Genomic DNA, 26,322 nt, shown 5'->3' with positions numbered 1-26,322 from the left:
CAGACCTAGTCGTAAGTCCTTGATATTATTTACAGCATAAAGCCCAGCATTACCAGACTAATTGGTCAGCTTTTTGCAGGGTGTTCCGTTAGCTTTCAATAAATGATCATTAAATCAGCCATAACAAGAGTGAAATCAGATGTCTAAACTACTCGAGCATTATTTCCAATTAAAACAAAAAGGCACCAATCTAAAAACTGAGTTTATTGCGGGCCTGACAACCTTTGCTGCTATGTCTTACGTTTTAGTTGTAAACCCTAGCATATTAGGGGCCAGTGGAATGCCCATTGAAGGCTTAATAACCGTTACGGCATTAGCTGCATGTATAGGTTGTTTACTTATGGCGTTTATAACCAATTATCCTATCGCTATGGCACCCGGTATGGGGTTAAATGCATTCTTTGCATTTACTATTTGTTTAACAAGAGAAGTGCCTTGGGATGCCGCTTTAGGGATTGTTTTTTGGAATGGCATATTGTTTTTACTGTTATCTGTTACAGGGGTAAGAACCAAGATAGCAGAGGCGATTCCAGCGGCACTAAAAATTGGTGTGCAATGTGGTATTGGTATGTTTATCGCCTTTATCGGATTAAAAAATGCAGGCCTGGTTGTCGATAACCCCGCTACCTTTGTATCCATAGGTGATCTATCTGAACCAGCTACTTTATTAGCCTTAGCCGGCATTATATTAACAATAGTATTGGTCATTAGAAAAGTGACGGGGGCGATTTTAATATCCGTTATTACCTTAAGTGTCATAGGCGCATTTATACCTGTTGGTGATGGCTACTTAACACAACATACCGATCAATTTATCGGCTTACCGGATGATATTTCAAACACCTTCTTTGCTATGGATATCATGTACCCAATTGAACACCTAGCAGAGACATGGGATCTGATATTTGCACTATTATTCGTCAACATGTTCGACACTATCGGCACGCTTATTGGTGTGTCTCGTCGCGCGAACTTACTCAATAAACAAGGTGAGTTACCGAAACTAGGCAAAGCCATGACAGCTGACGCAGTGGCAAGTGTTATGGGGGCTGCCGTGGGTACCTCTCCTGTTACCTCTTATGTAGAGTCGGCCGCTGGGGTCTCTTCAGGTGGTAGAACCGGCTTAACGACAATATTTGTCGCCTTATGTTTTTTATTAGCTTTATTTCTAACACCCGTCATGAAAGTCATTCCTTTGATGGCTACTACTCCCGCTTTGATAATGGTTGGCATTTTAATGATGGATTCATTCAGACAACTTGATTTCGATGATTTAACAGCCTTAGCCACTGCAACAGTGGCGTTACTTGCCATGCCATTAACGTTTAGCATTAGTGAAGGTATAGCATTAGGCTTTATCACTTATGTGGGGATCATGATGGGTACAGGGCGTTACAAACAAGTAACCTTGATCACATACGCCATGGCGGCAGTTTTTGTATTAAGGTATGTTTTAGACTTAAAGTAGGGTTATGGAATACCCGCTGTTATTACAAAACCAATCCATTTTAAATAAACAAAAACCGACTCATTCAATCTGAATTTAGTCGGTTTTTTTATGGGTTACTTTTGTGATTTAACTTAAGCTGGGAAATTCTGTTTCCAGTGAACCGCGATTTGCTCTCGAGTACAGCACCAAACCCTATCATGACTCTGAACGTACTCTATAAATCTTTGCAAGGCTGCCATTCTAGCTGGGCGCCCTATTATTCTGCAATGCAAACCAATTGATAACATTTTGGGGGCGGTTTCACCTTCAGCGTACAGTACATCAAAGGCATCTTTTAGGTATTGATAAAACTGCTCACCACTATTAAACCCTTGTGGGGTCGCAAATCGCATATCGTTGGTGTCTAGAGTATAGGGTACCATCAATAAAGGTTTGGCGTATTGCTCGTCGTAATAGGGTAAGTCATCTGCGTAAGAATCAGCGCAATATAGAATATCATTTCTATTGGCAATCAACTTTAAGGTATTAGGGCTAGTTCTCCCTGTGTACCACCCTACGGGTTTACTGCCGGTAATAGCCTGATGTAATTGTATAGCCGCATCTATCATTTTCTTTTCTTGCTCTTCAGGCATATCCTGAAAATGTATCCAACGCATGGCATGACTAGCGATTTCCCAATTAGCATCTTGCATAGCAGCAACCGCCTCTGGATTGCGTTGTAACGCCATAGTGACACCAAATACAGTAATGGGTAGGTCATACTTTACAAATAAGTTATATAAACGCCAAAATCCCGCTCTACTGCCGTATTCATACATAGACTCCATGCTTAAGTGGCGATCTTTATATGCTTGAGCTCCGACAATTTCAGATAAGAATATCTCAGAATGCTCATCTCCATGAAGAACGTTGTTTTCTCCACCTTCTTCATAATTCAGCACAAACTGTACGGCTATCTTGGCATTATTTGGCCAATGTGGATTGGGGGGATTTTGACCGTACCCTATTAAATCCCTTGGGTATGCGTGTTTCATAAATTACCTAAATTCAGCTGGGACAGTTAAATCGCAGCCCGTTAAAATCAAATGTATAAGATTTTTCGTCGCATTTTCAAAATCTTTTTGACCCATTGAACTACCTTGAAGTTCCGTAATTTGCGTAGAAAAATCTGCGTAATGCTGAGAAGTTCCCCAAATGTTGTATAGCAAGTAATAGGGGTTGGTTTCTTTTAATTTTCCTGCTTTTATCCACTCGTTAATTACAGCGACTCTACCTGCCATCCATTTTGAGTGCTGATCTTTAAAAAAGTCGTTCAAGTTTGGTGCACCATTGATAATTTCCAGTGCGAATATTTTTGAAGAATTGGCATGAGACCGCGATATTTCCATTTTATCAGTAATATATTGCGCTAATACTCTGGCAGGATCATCATGAACAGTTGCTTCATCAAACCGACTGTTCCATAACCGCATTATATTTTCTAAAATAGCGAGATATAGGCTCTCTTTGCTTTTAAAGTAATATAAAACATTGGTTTTAGGTAAGCCTGCCCTATCAGCAATTTGCTGTACCCTTGCCCCTTTGTATCCGTGGGATGCAAACTCTTCTTCGGCAGCGCGAAGGATTTTGCTTCTATTTAACTCACCAATAGTGACGTCTTTTTCGTTTCTACTTGCAGTCATTAACGGTTTTTAATTCCTATAATCATCTAATTAACCAAAGTACTTTTATTCTTATAAGTTAATACTTTAACACTTTTTTGGGAATAATCTTTAGCAAACTAAAGCTATCGTACTAATGAGCCAGTAAACGGCATTTAAATTGCTTTTCAATTTACTAATTGTAGAATTTTCTACTTTTTGTTGTATCCTTGCGAATCAAACCTGACCAACTAGTCAGGTTTTTATTGTAATTCGCCAGTCTTTAAGGATAATGTCCCATTTATTAAATTATTCGCTGGAGCTAAAAAAATGGTCAGCTTTTTGTTAAATAGTCAGATGAACCATATTCAGGAAGAAAAGGCGGACCTAACCTTACTAGAATATCTTCGTGAGAATAAAAAGTTAACAGGCACAAAAGAAGGGTGCGCTTCTGGTGACTGCGGAGCGTGCACTGTGGTTGTGGCTGAAATATCAAAGGCAACAGACCATTCTCTTCAATACAAAGCTATCAATAGCTGTGTCACATTTTTATCTGCGCTACATGGCAAGCAATTAATAACCGTTGAGCATTTAAGTGACGGCAACACCTTACACCCTGTGCAACAAAGTATGGTTGAAGAACATGGCTCCCAGTGTGGCTTTTGTACACCTGGTTTTATTATGTCTATGTTTGCGCTTTATCATCAACCCTCAGAAATAGACAGAGAAGCCGTTATTAATGGTTTATCAGGTAATTTATGTCGTTGCACTGGATATCGTCCCATTATTGATGCCGCTCTAAAAATATGTGGCGATAAAATTGAGGATAGATTTAGCCGAGCGGAAGCACAAACTATTACTACACTAAAATCTATCGACAAAACTTCGGTAGATACTGACAATTTGATTATCCCAACGTCTAGAGAGGCGCTGAGCCAAGCTATACAAAGCCACCCAACAGCAAAGATGTTTGCTGGTAGTACAGACTTAGCCTTGCAAGTTACCCAGCAACTGCACACCTTTGACAAGTTAATATCACTGAGTTTAGTACCTGAATTAACTACCATTAATACCCAAGAGAAGGGTTTACTAATAGGTGCAGCCCTACCCTTTAATGAAATCGAACCTGAACTATTAAAGCATTTCCCTGATTTATCAGAGTTACTTTGGCGCTTTGCAGCGACGCCAATACGTAACCAAGCGACACTAGGTGGCAATGTAGCAAATGCGTCTCCAATAGGTGATATGCCACCCGTATTATTAGCCCTAAATGCAGAAATACATATTGATAATGGCTATGAACAACGCACAGTTGCGGCAAATGAATTTTTCTTAGGGTATCGAAAAACAGTGCTACAACAGGGAGAATGGGTTGCCGCTATTTTCATCCCTTTTTTACAACCCAATCAAAGCATTAGAGCGTATAAAATATCAAAGCGTTACGAAGATGATATATCTGCGGTATGTGCAGTCTTTAATATTGCCCTCGAAGACAAAAAAGTAGTTGGCCTAAGCGCCGGATTTGGTGGCGTTGCGGCTATTCCTGCGATAGTAGAAGAACTGAATACTGCTCTTATAGGTAAAGATTGGTCAAGTTCGCTCACCTTCGAAGTCGGCAAAGATATTTTATCTAAAGCATTCACTCCTTTGGATGATGTTAGAGCAACAAAAGAATACAGAGTGATTATGTTGGCAAATTTATGGAAACGCTTTTGGCTTGAGAGTAACCATCAAGCCAACACTATTGCAACTCGTGTTGTTCATGTACCCCATAGCACTGGAGTCACTAGCCATGCGTAAACTCATTACACAGCCCGGTTTTGACAATCAAGCCCAAGGCGTAGCAGGCAAATCACATAAACATGAAAGTGCGCAGCGCCAAGTGGGCGGACTAGCTCGCTATGTTGACGATATTCCTGAGGCAGCCAACATTCATCATGGAGCGGTAGGGGTTAGCCCAGTAGCGTCTGGTGTCATTACGTCTATGGATTTAGAGGCAGTAAAAGCCAGTGAAGGTGTGATTGACGTTATTACCGTTGACGATATTCCTGGGCATAAAGATATTGGGCCGGTCTTTTCGGGTGATCCGTTACTCGCTGATTCAAAAATTTTTTATCACAGCCAACCTATTTTTGCTGTGCTTGCGACATCCACAACTTTGGCTAGAAAAGCTGCACTAAAAGCCAAAATAGAGATCACGCCTGACGAAGCATGTTTATCAGTTGCTCAGGCCAAAGAGGCTAGTAATTTTGTCCGCCCTCCCCACTTTATGCGTCATGGAGACTTTCAGGGAAGCTATGACAACAGCCCTGTAAAAATAAGTGGTGAATTATTTATAGGCGGTCAGGAGCATATGTATCTTGAAGGCCAAATCTCAATGGCGATCCCTGAAGAAGAAGACAGAGTGACTGTGTATACCTCTAGCCAACATCCAAGCGAAGTACAAAAGCTTATCGCAGAAGTGTTAAATATTAGATTACATAAAGTCGTAGTAGATATGCGCCGCATGGGCGGTGGGTTTGGTGGCAAAGAAACCCAAGCCGCACAGTGGGCGTGCTTGGCATCATTACTTGCAACTCGAAATAATGTAGCAGTAAAAATACGTGTTCCAAGAATGCTAGACATGGCAGCGACAGGCAAAAGGCATCCATTTGAGAACCGCTTTAGTATTGGAGCTGATGAGCAAGGTTTATTGCAAGCAACCCATGTAGAAATTAATGGCAACTGCGGCCACTCTCCTGATCTATCAGACGCCATTGTTGACCGAGCTATGTTCCATGCTGACAACGGATATTATTTAGCAGATTGTTACATAGAAGGTCATAGGTGTCGTACCAATCAGGTCTCACATACCGCTTACCGAGGTTTTGGCGGTCCCCAAGGTATGATTATGGCTGAAGCCATCATGGATGCGATTGCTCGTAAAGTGGGTAAAGATCCGCTAACCATACGAAAACTCAATCTTTATCAAAAAGACAGCCGCAATACTACCCAATATGGTATGCCGGTTGAGCACAACCTACTTGAAGATCTCATTCAACGGTTAGAAAAATCTAGCGATTATTGGGCCAGAAGAGACCAAATTAGGCAGTTTAATGAAACCAGTCCAATCATTAAAAAGGGCCTAGCGTTAACGCCGATAAAATTTGGCATCTCTTTTACGGCAAAACACTTAAATCAAGCAGGCGCACTATTACACATATATACTGATGGCAGTATACAAGTAAGTCATGGTGGCACCGAAATGGGCCAAGGCTTACATACTAAAATTGGGCAGATTGTTGCAAATGAGTTTGGATTACCCTTATCCCATATTGAAGTCACTTCAACCCGTACCGACAAAGTGCCCAACACCTCGCCTACCGCGGCATCAAGCGGTACCGATTTAAATGGTAAAGCAGCACAGAATGCTTGTATCGCGATAAAAGAAAGGCTGGCAACCTTCTTTGCCGAGCAGGTCGAAGGTAATCCGCAACTTGTTGAGTTTACTGAACAATCCGTCACCCTAAACGAACATAAAATAACCTTTGTGGAACTCGTACAACAGGCCTATATGAATCGTATTTCTTTGTCTGCATCTGGATTCTATAAAACCCCAAAAATTCATTACAATAGAGAAACAGGTAAAGGTCGCCCATTTTTCTACTTTGCCTATGGCGCAAGTTGTTCAGAGGTGTCTGTTGATACACTGACAGGTGAGTACAAGGTAAATCGTGTTGATATATTGCACGATGTGGGCAAAAGTATTAACCCTTCTATCGACATCGGGCAAATTGAAGGTGGTTTTATTCAGGGGATGGGCTGGTTAACCAGCGAAGAATTGTTATGGGATGACTCAGGTAAATTAGTTAGTAATAACCCTGCAACTTATAAAATACCGGCTATTGGTGATACACCTGAAATATTCAACGTAGACCTCTACCCTAGAGCAAACGATGAAGATAGTATCTATCATTCTAAAGCCGTGGGTGAGCCTCCTTTTATGTTGGCAAACTCAGTTTGGTGTGCATTAAAAGATGCCATTTCGAGTATTACCGACTATAAAACTGACCCTGTACTACATACGCCAGCTACACCAGAGAAAGTCTACAACGCCATTGAGCGAGCTCAAGCTTGGAAGGACAATAGCTATGAAAGCTAACACTTGGTTTGACGCTGTCTACCAATGTCAGCAACAGGGTAAAAGCTTTGTACTCGTTACTTTGTTAGCAACGGCAGGCTCTACACCAAGAGATGGCGGTACCAAAATGCTAGTATGTGACGACTCTACCTTTGACACTATTGGCGGCGGTCACTTAGAGTTTGAAGTCACTAAGCAAGCTAGAGCCTTACTACTAGAGAATAGCGCCACGCAAAAAGTAGAGCACTATCCTCTATCGAGTAAATTAGGGCAATGCTGTGGCGGAGCAACCAATGTGTTGTTTGAAGTATTTACCCAACATACTCAGCATATTGCCATTTATGGCGCTGGCCATGTATCTAAGGCGTTAGTCCCGATTTTGGCTCAGCTACCATTACAAATTCGCTGGATTGATAATCGCCAAGAACTACTTGATGAGATTGATCAGCAAACTCTCGCCTCTAACGTTAAGTTACACCATGCTGAACACCCAGAAGACACCTTAAGTAGTCTGCCTGCCTCATCATGGGTGATGGTCATGACCCACAACCATCAGTTAGATTTTGACATAGTTGAAGCCGCCCTTAGCAATCAAGCAATTTCGTTTGTGGGCATGATAGGCTCAGAAACAAAAGCACGAAGGTTCGTTACCCGGCTCGCCCATAGGGACTGGTCATCGACAGATATTAAACGACTCGTGAGCCCAGTAGGATTGCATGATATCCCAGGTAAAAAACCTATTGAGGTAGCGGTTTCTATGGCGGCCCAAATCATCCAAAAATTAAACATAAAATCACCGAACGAAGATGCCGATAAGCAAGCGTGGCGTGACAACAAACTACTATTTAAATCCTTAGTAGTTGAACCATTAAAATGAGTGCCTCAATGACCTTATCTTTATCAGCATTAAACAACCTATCAACACACGAGGCAGAAAATTGGTTTAGCCAGTGTTGTGCTTCTGAATCATGGTTTAAAGCCATGACCGCTGGCCGTCCTTTTAGCTCAATTGATGCAGTCAAACGCTATTCAGAGAAAGTCTGGCAAGATTGTAGCACCACAGACTTTTTGCAAGCGTTTGAAGCACACCCAATGATTGGTGACGTAAATAGTCTCAGAGCAAAATACGCCTCAACAAAATCCATGGCCAGTAACGAACAACAAGGTGCATCTGAAGCAGACGAACAGGTGTTGGAGTCATTAGCTGGTGCTAATAAAACATATTTAGAAAAAAATGGGTTTATTTTCATTATCTGTGCAAGTGGTTTAAGCGCTAAAACCATGCTAGATGCATTAACTGAACGCTTAGAGAATGACACAACAACAGAGATTACTCTCGCTGCTGCAGAACAAATTAAAATCACCCTTTTGCGATTAGAAAAGGGCTTAGAAAAAGGAGCGACATATTAATGAGCATTAGTTTATCTAGCCATGTACTGGACACCACTTTAGGTAAACCAGCTGCACATATGCAGCTTGAATTAACTACCTACGACGGCAAAACTATCACAGGTACAACAGATGTTGATGGGAGATGTAAAGAGTGGCAAGACTTTGAATTTGCAGCAGGCGAATATTGCTTACGCTTTTACACTAAGGACTACCTTTTAGCCCACCATAAAGAAGCCTTTTACCCTTTTGTAGATGTGCATTTTGAACTAGTAAAAAACGGTGGTCATTACCACGTTCCCTTGTTAATTTCGCCTTATGGCTTTAGCAGTTATCGCGGTAGCTAGTGAGTAAATAGAGATTATGAGCATTCAAACATATCGCGCCTCTTTGTTGCACTTTGCAGCGCCAACCCAATCGCCAAAAGAAGACTATGTGTACATCGCAGATGGCTTGTTGGTAACGCGTAACGGAAAAATAGAGTTCATTGGTGAGTATAAAGACAATATACATCAATATCTTGATGCAAAGCATCATGATTATTCAGGTAAGTTGATATTGCCGGGTTTTATAGACAGCCATTTACACTTTCCACAAACAGAAATGCTAGCAAGCTTTGGTGAGCAATTACTAGATTGGTTAACTGACTACACATTTCCTGTTGAACGTAAGTTCGAAAACAAAGAATATGCGAGCCGAATAGCTAAAGTATTTTTAAAGCAACTTTATCGCCATGGCACCACAACAGGCATGGTGTATTCATCGGTCCATAAACAAGCGGCTGATGCCCTGTTTGAAGAAGCTCAAAATAATGAAATGTTATTGATTGCAGGTAAAGTCTGCATGGATAGACATTGCCCAGATTGGCTACAAGATACTGCTGCAAGTGCGCAGCAGGATACAGCACAGTTAATTGAAACTTGGCACAACAATGGCAGATTGAAATATGCCATTACCCCAAGGTTTGCACCAACGAGCACCCCAGAGCAACTCCATGCTTTAGGGGAGCTTGCCCAGCAATACCCCGATGTTTATATTCAAACTCACTTATCTGAAAATCACAATGAGATAGCTTGGGTTAAAGAGTTGTTTCCCGAGCGAAAGAATTATCTAGACGTATACGACCATTACAATTTACTTCGCAAAGGAGCGGTATTTGGTCATGGTATTCATTTAGAACAATCAGAATGGCAAAGGTTAAGAGAAACAGAGGCTGCCATTGCCTTTTGCCCCACGTCTAATTTGTTTTTAGGCAGCGGCTTGTTTGATTTAGCCAAGGCGCAACAGGAAAACGTCCCCGTCACCTTAGCCACTGATGTGGGCGGTGGAACCAGTTTTAGCATGTTGAAAACCATGAGTGAGGCTTACAAGATATGCCAATTAAAAGGTAATCAGATAGATCCTATGCAAGGCCTTTACCTAATGACTCAAGGCTCCGCTGTCACCTTAGATCTTGATGATAAAATTGGTAACCTCAACCCAGGTACAGATGCTGATTTTGTTGTGCTTGACCCAGAGTTTGATGAGTTAACTGCGCTACGTTTTGAGCACCACAGAACCCCACAAGATTTAATTTTTGCACTAAGTATGTTGGCAGATGACAGAGCAGTATTTGCAACCTACATAGCCGGCAAGCCGGTTTACCAAGCCCAAAACAATACACAAGAGGAAGTACATAATGTTGCTTGATTGGATTTCACTATTTATTCGCTGGTTTCACGTTATTGCTGGCGTCGCATGGATAGGTGCATCGTTTTACTTTGTTTGGCTCGACAACAATCTAGACACGCCCCCTGACTGGAAAAAGAAAAAGGGAATCAAAGGCGACTTGTGGGCAGTTCATGGCGGGGGATTCTACGAAGTTGCCAAGTATGAATATGGGCCAGAAGTTATCCCAGAGAAACTCCATTGGTTTAAATGGGAAGCTTATACGACTTGGATCAGTGGCTTCTTACTATTAGGTCTAGTCTACTATCATGGCGCAGCTATCTATTTAATTGATACCTCTGTGATGGACTTAACGCCTGGCGAAGCAATTGCTCGTGGCCTAGGCATTATTTTTGGTGGCTTATTCATTTATGAAGCAGCATGTCGCAGTCCATTAGGCCGTTACCCCAAAGCATTCGGGATCATGTTTTTAATTCTATTGGCTGCAGCTAGCTTTCTTGCTACACACTGGTTTAGTGGCCGCGGTGCGTTTATCCATGTAGGGGCGTTAATCGGTACGATTATGGCCGGAAATGTATTTTTCAAAATAATGCCAGCACAACGCTTAATGGTAGATGCGGTAACCAATAAAACAGAGATTGACCCTAGTTGGGGATTAGGAGCGAAACTACGCTCAGTTCATAATAATTACCTTACCCTACCCCTGTTATTTATTATGATAAGCAATCACTATGCTATGACTTACCAGCATGAACAAGCGTGGTTGGTGTTAATGGCTATCGGTATCGTTTCTGCTTGGATACGTCACTATTTTAACTTAAAACATATTGGTATTTCACGACCTTCAATTTTAATCACGGGCTTCATTGGCATGTTCGCCATAGCTTATTGGGTTTCTATGCCAACCCCAGCACCTGTTGCAACGGTAACTTCTTCAACTACACAAGTGGTAGAAGCTAAACCTGCGGCTTTAAGCCCTGAGCAACAAGCGGTATTTGATGTTATGCAAGTTCATTGTGCTAATTGCCATTCAGCTGCACCTACAGACGACATCTTTGTGGTAGCACCTCTTGGTGTGAAGTATGACTCATGGGCGGAGATTGAAGCTAAAGCAGCACTTATCCATCACCGCACGGTAATCACTAAAGATATGCCTATGATGAATAGAACAGGTATGACTGAAGAAGAAAGACAAATAATTGCCCGTTGGTTTGCTAACAAATAAAAATAGTCATATATCTAATGTTAATATTTTGTTTTAATTGGAAAAAACCAATTAGGTCAAACTATTATGTTTGGAATTTTTAAACCTGCACTTCATATTGAGCGTGTACCAAACAACCAAGTAGATAAAGATTATAAACACCTGCGCTGGCAGGTGTTTATAGGCATTTTTGTCGGGTATGCTGGTTATTATCTCGTCCGTAAAAACTTCTCCCTCGCCATGCCCTTTCTGATTGAAGAGCAGGGTTTTACTAAAGGCGAACTGGGTTTAGCCCTTTCCGCTGTGTCTATCGCTTACGGTTTAAGTAAGTTCTTAATGGGCAGTGTGTCTGACCGCAGTAATCCAAGGTATTTTCTCACCACAGGGTTATTGATATCAGCTGGCGTAATGTTTTTGTTTGGCTTTACTTCATGGGCCACTGCAAGCGTTAGCTCAATTTTCATTTTACTATTTTTAAATGGCTGGGCTCAAGGTATGGGCTGGCCCGCCTGTGGCCGCACTATGGTGCATTGGTTTTCGGGTAATGAAAGGGGGAGAACCGTCTCTTTTTGGAATATAGCCCACAATGTAGGTGGCGGTTTAACTGGCCCATTGGCCATATTAGGTATGGCATGGTTTAACGACTGGCACAGTATCTTTTATGTCCCCGCAGCCGCTGCGGTCTTTGTTGCAGTTTTTATCTTCTTAACGTTACGGGATACCCCACAGTCTTGCGGCTTGCCGCCCGTAGAAGAGCACAGAAAGGATTACCCAAAAGATTACCAGATAAAGCACGAACAAGAATTTAGCGCCAAAGAAATATTTCTTACATATGTACTTAACAACAAACTCTTATGGTTTATAGCCGTTGCGAATGCCTTTGTTTATCTCATTCGTTATGGGGTATTAGATTGGGCACCAACCTATTTACATGAAGTTAAAGACTTCTCATTTAATAAAAGTTCTTGGGCATACTTCTTGTACGAATGGGCGGGTATTCCAGGTACGCTATTATGTGGTTATATCAGCGATGCGTGGTTTAAAGGCCGCAGAGCCCCCGCTGCCATCCTTTATATGCTATTGGTATTGGTAGCAGTATTGGTCTACTGGTTTAACCCCGCTGGTAACCCTAGCATTGATATTGCAGCGTTAATGGCAATTGGTTTCTTAATTTACGGCCCAGTGATGTTAATTGGCTTATTTGCATTAGAGTTAGTCCCTAAAAAAGCAGCGGGTACGGCTGCTGGATTAACGGGTTTATTTGGTTACTTAGGCGGTGCGGTTGTGGCTAATATAGCCTTAGGGTATACGGTTGATCATTTTGGCTGGGACGGTGGTTTTATACTCTTAGTAGGTGGTTGCGTTTGTGCCATCATACTTATCGCCATGACCTTAAAACACGAAGTCGCCCATGAAAGTCATCAGCAGTCCTAATGCTGCACAATTGAGAATTGAAATACTACTAGCTGTTTCAATTCTCAAAATTTCTTTTGATCTTATAATTATAAGGTCTGTTCTTATCATAGTTATCACACAAAAATCACAACATATAAGGGATCTTAATAAATTTGTTATAAATATGTGAATGCAGCGTGATATTAAGCCGTTACTTTTTATTAAGTCGCAGTATGACTTCAATAAAACTTATTTAACGGAGAAACACAAAATGAAAAAGATCCTTTGCACCACTGCAACTTTACTTATGATGGGAAATGCCCTTGCCTCTGATAGAGCTTACGAAGTAACCATTACCAATATTACCAGCAACCAAATTTTTACACCTATTTTAGCAGCAACACATAGTACCGATATTGGCTATTTTGAATTAGGTACCCCTGCATCCCTAGAGTTAGCAACCTTAGCTGAATCGGGAAATCCAGCACCATTAGAAGAGTTATTATTAGCAACACCTGACTTAGTTCATGATACTGATAACTCTGCCCCAATGTTAGCTGATGGTCTATTACGACCTGGCGAATCAGTCACCCTGGAACTAACAACATCACGGGGATTTCCTAGGCTAAGCTTAGCTGCCATGTTAATTCCCACTAATGACACATTTATGGCATTAGATTCAGTATATTTACCTAGACGTACAGATACTGAAGTGTATTTTGCAAAGGCATATGATGCTGGCTCCGAAGATAACGATGAATTATGTGACAACATTCCTGGGCCTGCTTGTGGTGGAATAGGCTTTTCTGAAGAAAGCACCACTGATGAAGGATTTGTGCATATTAGTTCAGGAATACATGGTGAAGGTGATCTTCTTGCCTCAGAGTATGACTGGCGAGATGTAGTAGCTAAAATTACTATTTCTCGAAAATAGTCGCTCTCAATAATAATTAGGGGCGTCACCCGCCCCTTTTACAGTAAGCTTAAACAAACTATTTAAAAAACCGCCTCTCAATCACAAACCCCATAATCCCAAGACTAAATAGAAATACACCCAACACCTGTAACCAGGCATTTATGGGCCTCTTAATCTGTTTTTCTCTTTTAAGTACAAAATGACGGTGCCCGTCTTCCTGTTTCTGTTTAAAACTTTGCCCAGCATATTTAAATAATGAAATCATATGTTCGTCGACTCTAAGGGCAATTTCTAGTTTTTTATTTGCCATGAAAGTACGGTCAGCAGATTCGTCTGGACTTAATAAACTCATCCACCTAGAAAAAATAATATCAGGCTCACCTTCAAAAATGACACCCTGCGACTCATATTGAAATTGAGTTTCTGAAAACACCTGCTTACTATAACCCATATAAAATAAAGTAACCGCCAGCACAATGATGAAGCTTGAGGTAATAAAATACACTCGTTGTTGCGCAAACTTCACCGTTTCTTGTTCAGAAAAATACTCATCAACAATTGGGATTTGCCTTAATACGCCATGCTCTTTACCTAGCTCAAAATCTTTTAAAAATGTAGATAAAGATAAGTTAAAAGCGTCTAAAATCTTGCGAAGCACTTCGTTCGAAGGCAATGATTTATCATTTTCTAATTTAGATAAATAGGATTGCTCAATTCCAATTTTATCAGCCAATTCTGGCTGACTTAATTCATGCTCTGTACGTAAACTTTTTAATTTTCTACCCAATGTCATTTTTTGCCTCCTAAGGTACTGATGCCTTACCAAACGCTGATAAGACGCCACTAGTCTTGGCTATTCTTAAAGGACTAGAAAGGTGAATATTAACGACTAACTATGAATATTATTCACTTGTTGGAATTTTCTTAAGAGGGGCTAACAACACATAAAAGACCCATGCGAACCAAGAAACAAATACAATTAATAATAGCCAGACTAGCTTTTCATTACCTTGGGTACGATTTGATTTAGCGACTAAAATGATAGGTATTAACCAAATTAACAACACAAGTATTGAACTTATTCCAAACATATACTTTCCTTTTCTATAGTTCGATTTTTGACATTTTACTGATTACCTAACACATTAAACTGCTCATCTAACATACCCGTAAGTAGAACCTCCCCCTGAGTATTCAAGCGATAAACGCCGTATCGAGCGTCTTCATATAATGCTCTATCCCCTTCACTAAAAAAGAATGCATTGGTGGCAAATTTAATTCGCTTATCTCTAAATCTAAATTGCAGCTTTCTCTGTGAGGCTGTCATTGCTTCAGCGTTATCTAGACGTACAAACTTCATGACTTTATTTTGGTCTTTTTCAGCAATAAGATAGCCATCAGTAGCCGACAACTGTTGGTTATTCCAATCTTGCCACTCTTGATTATCTTCGGTGTCAGTAGCCCCAGTTAACGCGGCATACACCTTATTACCCAACTTATACCTTAGTGCCATATAATCTCCTTGCATTAAGGAGCGAGGGTCAACGGGAGCGAGTTCAAGATAAATCACTTCACCCTCATCTAGATGTACTTCTTTTTGCCAAATTGACAAGTTAATAAGTATTAAAATAACACCCCCAGTAAGCCACATTACCAAGTTGTGTTTCATAACGCTTTACCCACAGGTAAACGCTTATTTAAGTACATAAGTAGCAAGCTCAAAGAGCCCATTCCAACAAAAATCAAAGACTTGTTTAATAAGGTGATGTCTAAAAAATAGTAATAAGAAGACAAATTTATTAAAGTACAAATTCCCCCTAACACTAATAGAATTTTATTCTGATTCGCAAACCCTAAAAGCACAAAAGTAAGGCCAACAATAATACCGTTCGCATATAAGCTACCCATACAAAATAGCAGAACCACGGCTATACCTATTAAGCGGTTAGCTCGTTCTATTAGTAACGCTTTATGTCTTAGCATTTGTACGACAATATAAATTAATACCAAGGTATTTAGCCCTTCGTCCAGCCATTGGTTTACATAAGGCACCATCTCTTGCGCCCAAGTTTGACCACCCTGGCTAAACAAAATTGACGTTTTAAATTGCATCAGCCCAATAACGATTCCGTATCCAATTGCCTGTAATTTTTTAACCTGGTAGCTGAGGGTAAATTCATACAACCAGATGCTAGCCACTAGGAACAAAAACACACCACTAAAAAACGAAGGTAGCCCCACTAAAAACATTAAATATGAAAAGCAAAGAGTCCCTAAGCAAGCTGAAACTAGGCTATGGATATAGCTCGGCATAACTATGGCTAAAGAACAGCACATTAAGCTTAACATTACCCAATTAGTAATATCCTTCGATTCCCCTTGGTTAAATAAGGCAAATACTATAAGTGCCTGTCCTGCAAAACTAAACGCGAGACAAAGATGTTCAAAGAACTCTGATGATTTTGAATAAAGCACACCTAAACTGCATCCAATCATAACAATGCCTAAAATACTTAATGCATAGGAGTTATCAAACAAGCCTGCAATACTAAGCCCGAAAAAACCCAGTATAAAGATAGCCGCTAACCAACCACAAAATGCCATCAATACTTTTATATACCAAGGAGAATCAAACACTGTAGGTTCATCACGAGCACCTAAAGTTATTAAATCAGATTGCTTAAGTAACCTAAGCAAATTAGAGGCTGCAATCATGCGTGATTTACCTTATTCAGTGATTTTAACCAAACCGTAAAATAGGTGCCTAAACCAATTGTCACTATTGTTAACAACATAAGCGTTCCAGCTTCAAAAAAGCCGGGGAGAATACGTATCAGCAGGGCATTTGCTGCCACTAAAATAGCAACAGACCATACTGCCAACATAAATAGGTTTAATATTCGATATCGATATACATAAAAAGTAAAACCCGCCCATAGCCCCCATACTATTAGCCCAGAAGGCTCATCATTAAAAAGGCTACGAACAAAGAGATTTAGGGCCAATGCACCAGAGATAAAACCTAGTAAGTTAATAGCCCAAGTCATATTTAACCAACTAAATTTACTCACACTGCCTTGCCAAATAACAAGCGCAGCCGTATTGAACCCAAAGGCTACCCAGGCAATATTGAAGTAACCACCAAAGGTTTGATAATAAAGACTAATCGAAAGGTTAAGTAGACCCAACCAAATTAACCAGATAACACTGAACCGACTAATTAACACCCAAGGTGTGGTTAACAATGCCCAATTTAAAAATAATTGCCATGGATCGGCACCAGTTTGGTAAGTTTGTCCAAACAGTGCCATTAACGCACCAACCAATATGATAACGATCAATAAAGTAGCTTGTCTGATGACTTCTTTATGACGAAATTTCATGTTTAAGATCATAGCGATTAAGATAGCGCCTTCCACTATGGCAAACTTAACCATACGCCCTACTTCTTGCCAATTTGCTGCAACAAAAAATATCACGCCAAATGCTAAGGTGAGGCTTCCAAACCAAAGTAAAAGGGTATTGATGAAGTTTTGCCATTGACCGGCCGACGGCGATATCTTGGCTATGGCAATAGCCTCAGGTACATCCTTCATTGCCAATTCTTTAGATTCAATCAGCTCAATAAATAGCTGCCGGGTACCAGCAGCTTTATCATCAATCATTTAACTATTTCCTTGTTTTACACTCATTTACTATGATCCTAACGTTATCACTACAACCATGAGCAGGGTCAAATTAGGCTTCAAGCTCGGCAAATAAATCTAACATACCTTGTTCGTTTAGGATCTTTACACCTAAGGCTTCTGCTTTAGTTAACTTAGAGCCAGCTTTTTCACCCGCTATTAAACACGTTGTTTTTACTGAAACACTTCCTGCAACTTTAGCACCTAAGCCTTGTAACTTGGCTTTTGCAGTATTTCTATCCATTTGCGATAAGGTTCCTGTTAACACATAGGTTTGACCTGCAAGTGGTAATGAGTCGAGTTCAATTTTTTCTATTATTGGCCAGGTTATACCCGCTGCTATCAAATCATCTATTACTTGTACATTATGCTCTTCGGCAAAAAAGTTAACTAGGTGTTGAGCTACAATCACACCTACGTCGCTCACCTCCTGTAAACTTTCTAAATCAGCGGTTTTAATGGCATCTAGCTCACAATAATGGGCCGCCAAATTTGCAGCGGTAGCTTCACCCACTTCTCGAATACCTAATGAATACAGAAATTTAGCTAGTGTTGTTTGTTTACTTTTTTCTAATGAATGAATTAAATTAGCCGCAGACTTTTCACCCATTCGTTCTAAATTTGAGATCTGAATCAGTTCGAGATTAAAAAAGTCTGCTGGGGTTTTTACTAACTTTTGGTCAACTAGCTGTTCAATTATTTTGTCACCCAGACCATCTATATCGAAGGCCTTGCGAGATGCAAAGTGTTTCATCGACTCTTTAAGCTGTGCACCGCAATATAAGCCACCTGTGCATCTAGCTACGGCTTCGTCTTCAAGCTTTTCTATATTCGAATCACAAATTGGACAGGTTTTAGGAAACACTATGTCTCTAGCATCTGCTGGGCGTTTTTCTAAAATAACCGATACCACTTGAGGGATGACATCCCCAGCCCGCCTAACAATTACCGTATCGCCAATTTTTAAGCCTAAACGTTGGATTTCATCTTGGTTATGAAGTGTTGCATTAGAAACAGTTACACCACCTACAAACACAGGCTCTAGCCTTGCGACTGGAGTAATGGCCCCTGTTCTGCCCACTTGAAATTCGACGTCTTGCACTACTGTCATTTCTTCTTGTGCAGGAAATTTATGGGCAATGGCCCAGCGCGGCGCTCTAGCGACAAATCCAAGCTCTTGCTGTAACGCTATCTTGTCCGCTTTAAATACGACCCCATCGATATCGTAATTAAGTGCATCTCGTTTTGCGCCAATAGCCTGGTAATATGCTAAACATTCCCTTGAATCTTGGGCTACTTGAAGTTCTTTACTAAGGGGGAATCCCCATTCACTTAACTGCCGTAAACGGGCTGAGTGGGTTTGGGCTAAGGGATTTTGTTCCCCTTCGACCAATCCAAGAGAGTAAGTAAAAAATAGCAAAGGTCGTTTGGCTGTTATTCGCGAATCGAGTTGCCGTAAACTGCCGGCAGCAGCGTTTCTGGGATTAGCAAACACTTTTTTACCTTCGGCTAGTTGGTTTTCGTTTAGTTTTATAAAGCCATCACGGCTCATAACTACTTCACCACGAACTTCAAGTCGTTCAGGGTAATCATCTCCTCTGAGCATTAAGGGGATATTACGAATTGTACGGACGTTTGCTGTAATATTTTCTCCGACTCTACCATCGCCTCGAGTAGCTCCGCGCACTAATCTCCCGTTTTCATAGAGTAAGCTAACTGCCAAGCCATCAAGCTTAGGCTCACAACTATAGGTAATGTGATCGCTGCTTTTTAATCGGTCTTGCATGCGCTTTTCAAAAGCAAGAAAGGTTTCTTCATCAAAGGCATTATCTAAAGACAGCATAGGGACTTCGTGCTCTACCTGTTGAAACTCTGGTAATGGCATGTCTCCCACCTTTTGACTAGGTGAGTCTGCTGTCAGTAATTCAGGGTACTGGGTTTCAATCGCCTTTAAGGCCAGCATTTGCCTGTCGTATTCAGCATCAGGTACGCTTGGGTTATCTAGTACGTAATATTGGTAGTTATATTCTGTAATCGTGGCTTTGATAGCGGCGAGTTTTAATATTGTGTCTTGCGAGACTGCCATAAGAAGCATTCCATAGAAAAGAGATTAAGCATTCCCCTCACAAACGTGAGGGGAGAATAGTTGAGTATTATCCGTTTTTTAGCATACGTTGGCGCTCGAATTCACGAATTTTTTCAACGTACTGTTGCAGGCTTTGTTTGGTTAATAAACTGCGTTTAGCATCATAAATTTGCGCTGAAAACTCTTCAGAAATTTTACGAGCTGCATTATGCATCATATTGAAAACCTGATGAGGTTCACCTTCAATCGGTAAAATCATAAATAATGACACACCTTGCGTGGTAAAATTTTCAAGATTATCAATATCGAATACACCAGGTTTGAACATATTTGCTAAACTAAATAACACAGGTCCCTTACCATTAGAATTAACATGGCGGTGAAAGATATCTTGATCCCCAAATTTAAACCCTAAGGTAAGCAACATAGGCAGTAATGCCGCACCTGAAATTGGATCTCCGTCCGGAGTTTTAACATTAAGCACTAATACTTCTTGCTCCTGCTCTACCTTAGCTGGTTTTGTTTCTGATTTTTTCTCTGGTTCTATTGCCTGTGGCTGCGTAACGTCTTTGGTGTCTTCTTCGTCAAAATCAATTTTCATTTGATCTTCGGCTATTTTGGGCTCACGACGTTTTCGCGTATTTTCAGACTTTTTACGTTTAACCAAATTACGTGCTTGCTCACTAAGGCTAGGCTTTTCACTGACACTTTTATCTGAGCTAACGGATTTAGTATCTTTAAGTAGTGGTTTGTCATCAGCTCTAGATGTTGCTTTTTGTATGTCTTTTGTAGTTTCAAGCTCGTGGGACGCATCTTTTTTAAGTAAAAATGGTGGAGGCTCTGGCGCTTGATATCCATCAGAAATCGAATTAGTACTACTTTGGCTTGTACCACTACTCACTGAAGGTTTTGGGTTTCCAGTCGTGCTAGAAGACACTAGTTTAGTTTGCTGTGAAAGGTCACTATTTTGAGATTTAGAAACGTGACTTTGTTTTGTATACTCAGGCTTAGGCTGTGTTACAACCGAAGCATAAATTTTACTTGGAGATTCGTTAGGTTGCTTTTCTGCTTTACACTCTTTTTGATTTTCAACTTCAGTATTGGCGATACTTGGGAAACCTTGATGTTTAATTTCAGTTGCCTCATCGGGCTCTGTTGTAGTATTACCCGACACCACTCGAACACTACTTAGTCCTAAATCATCGAATTTAGGAGAACTTACAGTCGATGTACTAGTAATCTCATCTTCAAGCTCAACAGAAGACTCATTAAAATCATTGTCAAAGTTTATGGAAACATCTACGTCTTTTTCAGCCACATCATTAACTGGGTATTGGTCTTCTGTTTGTAATTCTGGTCTGGTTCTAGTTTTTTGTAACTTTTGTTCACTATTCTTACGTGACACCCAAATGCCATGAACAGCAACACCAATAATGACGCAACTACCCACTACCAATAACGACCAACGTAACACATCTTCCATTTAATTCACTCGTACTTTCTATTTATTATAATTTTTAAGACTAACGTTAATTAAGCATTTGCAATGGCAACAGCTTCTTCAACATCAACAGCGACCATTCTCGACACACCCGGCTCAGCCATTGTGACCCCTGTTAAGTGGGTGGCCATTTCCATGGCAATTTTATTATGGGTAATATAAATAAACTGCACACTTTTTGACATTTCAGATACCAACTTACAAAAACGCCCTACGTTGGCATCATCTAACGGCGCGTCAACTTCATCCAACAAACAAAATGGCGCCGGATTTAATCTAAATATCGCAAACACTAATGATAAAGCGGTCAGCGCTTTTTCACCACCCGAAAGAAGATGAATTGTGCTGTTTTTCTTTCCTGGTGGTCTAGCCATAATGCTCACACCAGTTTCCAACAAATCATCACCTGTTAACTCTAAATATGCTGAGCCACCACCAAATACCTTAGGAAACAACATTTTTAAATCTTCGTTAACGGTATCAAAAGTCTCTTTAAACCGGGTACGGGTCTCTTTATCAATTTTACGAATGGCTTGCTCTAAAATATCCATAGCAGACACTAAATCATCATTTTGATCATCTAAATGCTTTTTACGCTCTGCTTGCACTTCATATTCTTCAACAGCAGCTAAGTTTACCGCGCCCAATCGACTCACAGAAGCCGTTGTTTTATCGAGTAATCTTTGCCATTCGTTTTCTTCTGCATTTGCACTCAAGCCATCTAACACTGTTTTTAAATGCTGCTGCATTTCTTCTAATTGTTCTAGAACTGCATTAGCTCTTACTCGAAAACCTTCACACTCTAACTTAACGCTCTGTAATTCAGTTAACATGGATTGAATTTTATCAGTTACCCCTTGTTGACCTTTTTCAGCTTCAAGTAACTTTTCTTCAATTTTTGACAACTTTTCTGACAAGTGGTTCTGTTCGATTTCAAGGGTGGCCTTTTGTTCTAAATACAATTGTAGGTTTTCAACCTGTTCCTCAAGGGGCATAGAAATTTCAGTTAGTTCTACTTGTAAAAGAGCTAACTTTTGTTCCATGGTATTGAGTAATTGGTCTTCTCTTTGTTGACCAGATATAAGCCCATCGTATTGATTTTTGAGCCCTTGTAAATGAAGTGCCAATTGATGCAGTTTAGTTTTACCACTTTCTAAACGGGTGCGACTATCCGTTATATTTTGCTGAAATTGCTCTCGACCTTGCTCAGAGGTTATCTGTTGCTCTTCTAATGCCTCAACAGCTTGCTCCAACTCTTCGGCTTGCAACGCTAATTCATCCAATTGCTGGCATTCATCTTCGAAGGTTTCTTGCTGACGGAACAATTCCTCATTTAATCGACTGTGTCGACTTAAGGTTTGTTGTTTTTGTCCAGTAAATAATTGCAGTTGGTTCTGATTTGTTTGTAACGCTTGCTTATGTTGATCTAAATGTAGCTGTGCGCTCTTAGAGTTTTGTATAGAATCTAGCAACTCTTGTTCAGTTCTTTTAGCTACTGATTCAGCCTGATGCAATTCCTTGGCAACTTGGCTCTGTTGTTGTCTCAACTCTTTAATTTGATTTTCACGAGCCAGCAAACCGGAGTCTTGACTTGTATTACCAGAAACAATCCAGCCTCGGCCCAACCAAATACCATCTTTTGTTACCACACTTTGATATGACTTTAATTGAGGTAACAATGCTTGGGCTTGCTGTAGATTTTCGGTAAACATAATATGAGTTAACCACAGAGGCACCTTAGTCATATTCAATTTTGACGCAATAGACTTTGAAGCGATGTCACTGACATAATCTCCCGAAAATAACCAAGAGCCATCTGCACAATCTAATAGGGTTTCTAGTTTTACATTGTCATTGAGTTCAAAAGCCAGTTGCCATTGCTGGGTAACAGTTTCAAATGCTTGCTCCCAGCCAGGTGTAATGTCTAAAGTTTGCCACCACTTCTTATATTTTATGTGCTGCTGATCCAATGTTTCGAAACCATTATCTCTCTGGTCACTAGTTTGTTGTAACACTGTTAACGCATCTACTTGGGCATTTAGGCTTTGCAAAGAACCTTGAATTGTTAGTTGCAGCTGACTGGCTTTCTGCTGCTGACTACGTTTTTCGTTTTCTACTTGTTCCCTTTGGTGGGCTAGCTCTGCAAGCTCTTCTAAGGCTTGCTTTTGGATTAATATTTGTTCTTTGTGGGCTTCTATCTTTAAATCCAATTCTTGGTCAGACTCAGCTGATAGTTCATCTTTTAGCTCTCCAATGCGCTGCTGAGTACGCATTTGCATTGACATTAGCGATTGGATTTTACCATGACAAATTTGGGCTTGTTGTTTACGTTGATTAAACTCTTGATCCAGAGTTCGCCATTGATGCTGTGCTTGACTGAATTGTTCCTCTGACTCTAGTAACGTAAATTGAGCCTGTTCAACCTCCTCATCAAGCAGCTCTTTTTCTGGTATCGCTAACTCAAGCTGCTGCTCTAAGCCTTTAATAGTGTCTAGGTGCTGTTGCTGGCTTATTTTATTGTCGGTTATAGCATCCCGCAGAGATTGTGACTCCTGCTCAATATGCTGTTGCCTTTGCTTAGTATGAATTTGAATTTGCTCTATACGTGTGATGTCTGTACTCACCTTAAACAACTGTTGCTGCATATCTGACAACTGTTGTTTAACATCATGCTGTTGTTCTTTATAAAGCGTAATGTCTTTTTCTTCATTTCGCTGAGTAGCAACATAAGCCTCAATATCAGCATTTTTTTGTGCAATCTCCGATTCTAATACTTCAACCTTTTTACTGTGTTTTAACCAACGTAAAGCGGCTAACTCAACTTTATATTGTCTTTCACTCTGTTTTAATTCTTTGTAGCGCTTAGCTGCAGACGCTTGACGTTGTAGTTTTTCAAGTTGTTGTCCTAATTCACCTCGAACATCTTCTAGCCTTTCAAGATTTTCTTTAGTATGACGAATACGGGTTTCTGTTTCTCGGCGACGCTCTTTATATTTTGAAACGCCAGCAGCTTCTTCTATAAATACCCTCAATTCTTGAGGTTTCGACTCTATTAATCGAGAAATCATGCCTTGCTCGATAATCGCGTAACTTCGAGGGCCTAAACCTGTCCCTAGAAATAGGTCAGTTACATCTCTACGACGACACTTTGCATTATTTAATAAATAGCTGGACTTTGCTTCTTTGGTGACGATACGTTTCACTGATAACTCATTGTAACCAGCATATTCACCTTGTATACGTCCAAGAGAATTATCAAACACCAACTCAACACTACATTGAGATACGGGTTTCCTTGCGGTTGACCCATTAAAAATAACATCTGTCATGGCATCGCCACGAAGATTTTTGGCCGAACTTTCCCCTAAAACCCAGCGTACAGCATCAATTACATTGGATTTCCCACAGCCGTTAGGGCCTACGACAGCGGTCATATCATCAGGAAATGGGATAGTGGTTGGATCTACAAAAGATTTAAATCCGGCCAGTTTTATTTTTTTCAGGCGCATAGAGTGAAAGACACGAAGTCGTAATTTCCCTAAAAATATTATAATTATTATTGATTAGTAAGTGAATGTACCAAAAGTCATCAAGTGTAACAATTGACGTTTTGAACATCTGCGCGAGTTCCGTATACTTCCTATAATTAAATTGACGTTTGTACTGGTTAATATTGTAGTTAATTCAAACAAAACAAAAGGTTATTAAAGTTTACTATGCATTATTTTTTCTTGGGATTTAGTCTAATTACAACCAAAGGTTTAAAACGATTTGTGTTTTTCCCCCTAGCAATTAATCTTATTTTATTTTCTGTTGCATTTTATTATTTATTTGGCGAAATCAGCGCCAGTATTGTTTGGATGGTTGACCTGATCCCCGATTGGGACTGGTTAAGCTGGTTAAAGCAAGGCTTAAGTTATATTATCTGGCCAATTGCCGTTATTAGCATACTACTGGTGTTTTCTTTAATCTTTGGAACTTTAGCGAACTGGATAGCAGCGCCCTTTAATGGCCTATTAGCAGAGAAAGTAGAACAGCATCTAACAGGGCAAGCAATGGATGACTCAGGTTTATTAGATGTATTTAAGGATATCCCTCGTACGTTAGGGCGAGAGTTAGCCAAGCTAAGCTATTACCTACCACGAGCAATTGGCTTTTTATTATTGTTTTTCATTTTGCCGGTTTTTGGACAAATATTGTGGTTCTTGTTTAGCGCTTGGATGATGGCAGTACAATATTGTGACTACCCATTTGATAATCACAAAGTTCCATTTACAAAAATGAAGCATGTACTAGGTGACAATAAATCACAAAGCTTTAGTTTTGGAATTACAGTAAGTGTGTGTTCTTTGATACCTATAGTAAACTTCTTGGTGATGCCAGTTGCAGTATGCGGTGCCACTGCATTGTGGGTAGAGGAATTAAAGGACCAAGTTTAAAGATGTCGAGAGTAGTAAGGTGTAACTATTATTACAGATAGCTACACCCTTATCTTAAACTAGCGTTTTTGGATAATGGCTTCTGCTATACCCATCATATTTTTCTCATAAATATCTGGTTTAAGATATAAAGCATTATATGGCGCACCACTTCTGTCTACATATGCTCCGTTTAATCCAGCAGTTAACGCTCCATGTATGTCCCAGTCATGACTAGCTACTAACCTCAAGTTTTCAACCTTTTGCCTTAATTTGTCAGCCACGAATTCATAAACTCTTAAATCTGGCTTAAAACTACCTGTACTCTCTACAGACACAATTTCATCAAAAAAATCAGATAAGCCAGAGTTTTTGATTTGCGTTGCAATAAGTTCATTTGAGGAGTTCGAAAAAGCTACCAGTCGAAATCCTTTTTGTCTTAAATTTGTAAGTGCGGGCTTTATATCTTCATATGGCGGTAAACAGCCAAAGTCAGAAAGTAAATTTGCCTTTACCTCAGCAGTTAAAGAAACACCCAAACGCCCCGCTACCACATCTAACATAGTGCTGGCCAAAGTAGAAAAATCGGTTTTAACTTTAGTGGCAACACATACGGTAGATGCATGTAATAACTGATAAAACCATAACGATAAAGCATTATCATCATCAAAAGCAGACGTAAAGTTTGGATGTAATGAACTTACGTTCAGAACAGTTTCATTAATATCAAATAATATCGTCATTATTTTCATACAATTCAACCTTTACTGCTGAGCGTTAGTGTAATCTCCCCATTTTAAGCAGCAGATATTCGTAGAAATTCTTTAAGCCGCTCTCAATAGTTGTTTG

22 protein-coding genes are annotated in these 26,322 nt (G+C 40.2%); 11 read left to right on the top strand and 11 right to left on the bottom strand.

Annotated features, from left to right (window positions below; translation table 11 throughout):
• Positions 1-139 precede the first annotated feature (139 nt).
• Complete coding sequence (locus EOK74_RS18030) at positions 140-1,468, top strand: NCS2 family permease (protein ID WP_133471506.1); 1,329 nt, start codon at positions 140-142, stop codon at positions 1,466-1,468.
• Between the two features lie 113 nt (positions 1,469-1,581).
• Here the strand turns inward: EOK74_RS18030 and puuE are convergent, their stop codons facing one another.
• Both puuE and EOK74_RS18020 read right to left on the bottom strand, forming a co-directional pair.
• A complete protein-coding gene (gene puuE, locus EOK74_RS18025; protein WP_133471505.1) occupies positions 1,582-2,484 on the bottom strand; it encodes an allantoinase PuuE in 903 nt (300 codons plus the stop codon).
• A 3-nt stretch (positions 2,485-2,487) separates the two neighbouring features.
• Positions 2,488-3,132 carry a TetR/AcrR family transcriptional regulator gene (locus tag EOK74_RS18020; protein ID WP_133471504.1) on the bottom strand — a complete coding sequence of 215 codons (645 nt, stop codon included), beginning with the start codon at positions 3,130-3,132 and terminating at the stop codon, positions 2,488-2,490.
• Between the two features lie 288 nt (positions 3,133-3,420).
• Between EOK74_RS18020 and xdhA the strand changes: the two genes are divergently transcribed.
• From xdhA to EOK74_RS17975, 9 genes are all read left to right on the top strand, one after another.
• A complete protein-coding gene (gene xdhA, locus EOK74_RS18015) occupies positions 3,421-4,890 on the top strand; it encodes a xanthine dehydrogenase small subunit (protein WP_133471503.1) in 1,470 nt (489 codons plus the stop codon).
• Positions 4,883-7,231, top strand: coding sequence for a xanthine dehydrogenase molybdopterin binding subunit (gene xdhB / locus EOK74_RS18010; RefSeq protein ID WP_133471502.1), 2,349 nt, complete (start codon positions 4,883-4,885; stop codon positions 7,229-7,231). The genes xdhA and xdhB overlap by 8 nt, the downstream gene beginning before the upstream one ends.
• Complete coding sequence (xdhC, locus tag EOK74_RS18005; protein ID WP_205964711.1) at positions 7,221-8,087, top strand: xanthine dehydrogenase accessory protein XdhC; 867 nt, start codon at positions 7,221-7,223, stop codon at positions 8,085-8,087. The genes xdhB and xdhC overlap by 11 nt, the downstream gene beginning before the upstream one ends.
• Positions 8,088-8,095: 8 nt before the next feature.
• Positions 8,096-8,620 carry a 2-oxo-4-hydroxy-4-carboxy-5-ureidoimidazoline decarboxylase gene (uraD, locus tag EOK74_RS18000; RefSeq protein ID WP_239024162.1) on the top strand — a complete coding sequence of 175 codons (525 nt, stop codon included), beginning with the start codon at positions 8,096-8,098 and terminating at the stop codon, positions 8,618-8,620.
• A complete protein-coding gene (gene uraH / locus EOK74_RS17995; protein ID WP_133471500.1) occupies positions 8,620-8,946 on the top strand; it encodes a hydroxyisourate hydrolase in 327 nt (108 codons plus the stop codon). Before uraD ends, uraH begins: the two co-directional genes overlap by 1 nt.
• A gap of 16 nt (positions 8,947-8,962) precedes the next feature.
• A complete protein-coding gene (guaD, locus tag EOK74_RS17990; RefSeq protein ID WP_133471499.1) occupies positions 8,963-10,288 on the top strand; it encodes a guanine deaminase in 1,326 nt (441 codons plus the stop codon).
• Positions 10,278-11,492, top strand: coding sequence for a urate hydroxylase PuuD (locus EOK74_RS17985; protein ID WP_133471498.1), 1,215 nt, complete (start codon positions 10,278-10,280; stop codon positions 11,490-11,492). The genes guaD and EOK74_RS17985 overlap by 11 nt, the downstream gene beginning before the upstream one ends.
• 66 nt (positions 11,493-11,558) lie before the next feature.
• Complete coding sequence (glpT, locus tag EOK74_RS17980) at positions 11,559-12,905, top strand: glycerol-3-phosphate transporter (RefSeq protein ID WP_133471497.1); 1,347 nt, start codon at positions 11,559-11,561, stop codon at positions 12,903-12,905.
• A gap of 232 nt (positions 12,906-13,137) precedes the next feature.
• Positions 13,138-13,800 (top strand): spondin domain-containing protein, encoded by a 663-nt coding sequence (locus EOK74_RS17975; protein WP_133471496.1) that lies wholly within the window; start codon positions 13,138-13,140, stop codon positions 13,798-13,800.
• A 58-nt stretch (positions 13,801-13,858) separates the two neighbouring features.
• Here EOK74_RS17975 and EOK74_RS17970 read toward each other — a convergent pair whose 3' ends face one another.
• From EOK74_RS17970 to smc, 8 genes are all read right to left on the bottom strand, one after another.
• A complete protein-coding gene (locus tag EOK74_RS17970) occupies positions 13,859-14,575 on the bottom strand; it encodes a helix-turn-helix domain-containing protein (RefSeq protein WP_133471495.1) in 717 nt (238 codons plus the stop codon).
• 109 nt (positions 14,576-14,684) lie between these two features.
• Entirely contained in the window at positions 14,685-14,873 is a 189-nt protein-coding gene (locus EOK74_RS17965) for a hypothetical protein (protein ID WP_133471494.1), read from the bottom strand.
• 35 nt (positions 14,874-14,908) lie between these two features.
• On the bottom strand, positions 14,909-15,451 hold the full coding sequence (locus tag EOK74_RS17960; RefSeq protein ID WP_133471493.1) for a GDYXXLXY domain-containing protein: 543 nt from the start codon (positions 15,449-15,451) through the stop codon (positions 14,909-14,911).
• Positions 15,448-16,497, bottom strand: coding sequence for a DUF4401 domain-containing protein (locus EOK74_RS17955; RefSeq protein ID WP_133471492.1), 1,050 nt, complete (start codon positions 16,495-16,497; stop codon positions 15,448-15,450). The genes EOK74_RS17960 and EOK74_RS17955 overlap by 4 nt, the downstream gene beginning before the upstream one ends.
• Positions 16,494-17,447, bottom strand: a complete 954-nt coding sequence (locus tag EOK74_RS17950; protein ID WP_133471491.1) for a DUF2157 domain-containing protein — start codon at positions 17,445-17,447, stop codon at positions 16,494-16,496. The genes EOK74_RS17955 and EOK74_RS17950 overlap by 4 nt, the downstream gene beginning before the upstream one ends.
• A 73-nt stretch (positions 17,448-17,520) precedes the next feature.
• A complete protein-coding gene (gene ligA, locus EOK74_RS17945; RefSeq protein ID WP_133471490.1) occupies positions 17,521-19,554 on the bottom strand; it encodes an NAD-dependent DNA ligase LigA in 2,034 nt (677 codons plus the stop codon).
• 67 nt (positions 19,555-19,621) lie between these two features.
• The gene (gene zipA / locus EOK74_RS17940) at positions 19,622-21,037 is read right to left on the bottom strand and encodes a cell division protein ZipA (protein ID WP_133471489.1); all 1,416 of its coding nucleotides are present in this window, start codon (positions 21,035-21,037) and stop codon (positions 19,622-19,624) included.
• Positions 21,038-21,087: 50 nt separating this feature from the next.
• Entirely contained in the window at positions 21,088-24,564 is a 3,477-nt protein-coding gene (gene smc, locus EOK74_RS17935; protein WP_133471488.1) for a chromosome segregation protein SMC, read from the bottom strand.
• A gap of 207 nt (positions 24,565-24,771) precedes the next feature.
• Between smc and cysZ the strand changes: the two genes are divergently transcribed.
• Positions 24,772-25,494, top strand: a complete 723-nt coding sequence (gene cysZ / locus EOK74_RS17930; RefSeq protein WP_133471487.1) for a sulfate transporter CysZ — start codon at positions 24,772-24,774, stop codon at positions 25,492-25,494.
• 59 nt (positions 25,495-25,553) lie between these two features.
• On the opposite strand, the gene EOK74_RS17925 is transcribed toward cysZ, so the two are convergent.
• Entirely contained in the window at positions 25,554-26,225 is a 672-nt protein-coding gene (locus EOK74_RS17925) for a haloacid dehalogenase type II (RefSeq protein ID WP_133471486.1), read from the bottom strand.
• Positions 26,226-26,322 lie beyond the last annotated feature (97 nt).

It is taken from the genome of Paraglaciecola marina, from assembly GCF_004360155.1.
Classification (GTDB): Bacteria; Pseudomonadota; Gammaproteobacteria; order Enterobacterales; family Alteromonadaceae; genus Paraglaciecola; species Paraglaciecola marina.
This window is presented reverse-complemented; position numbering and strand designations above follow the sequence as displayed.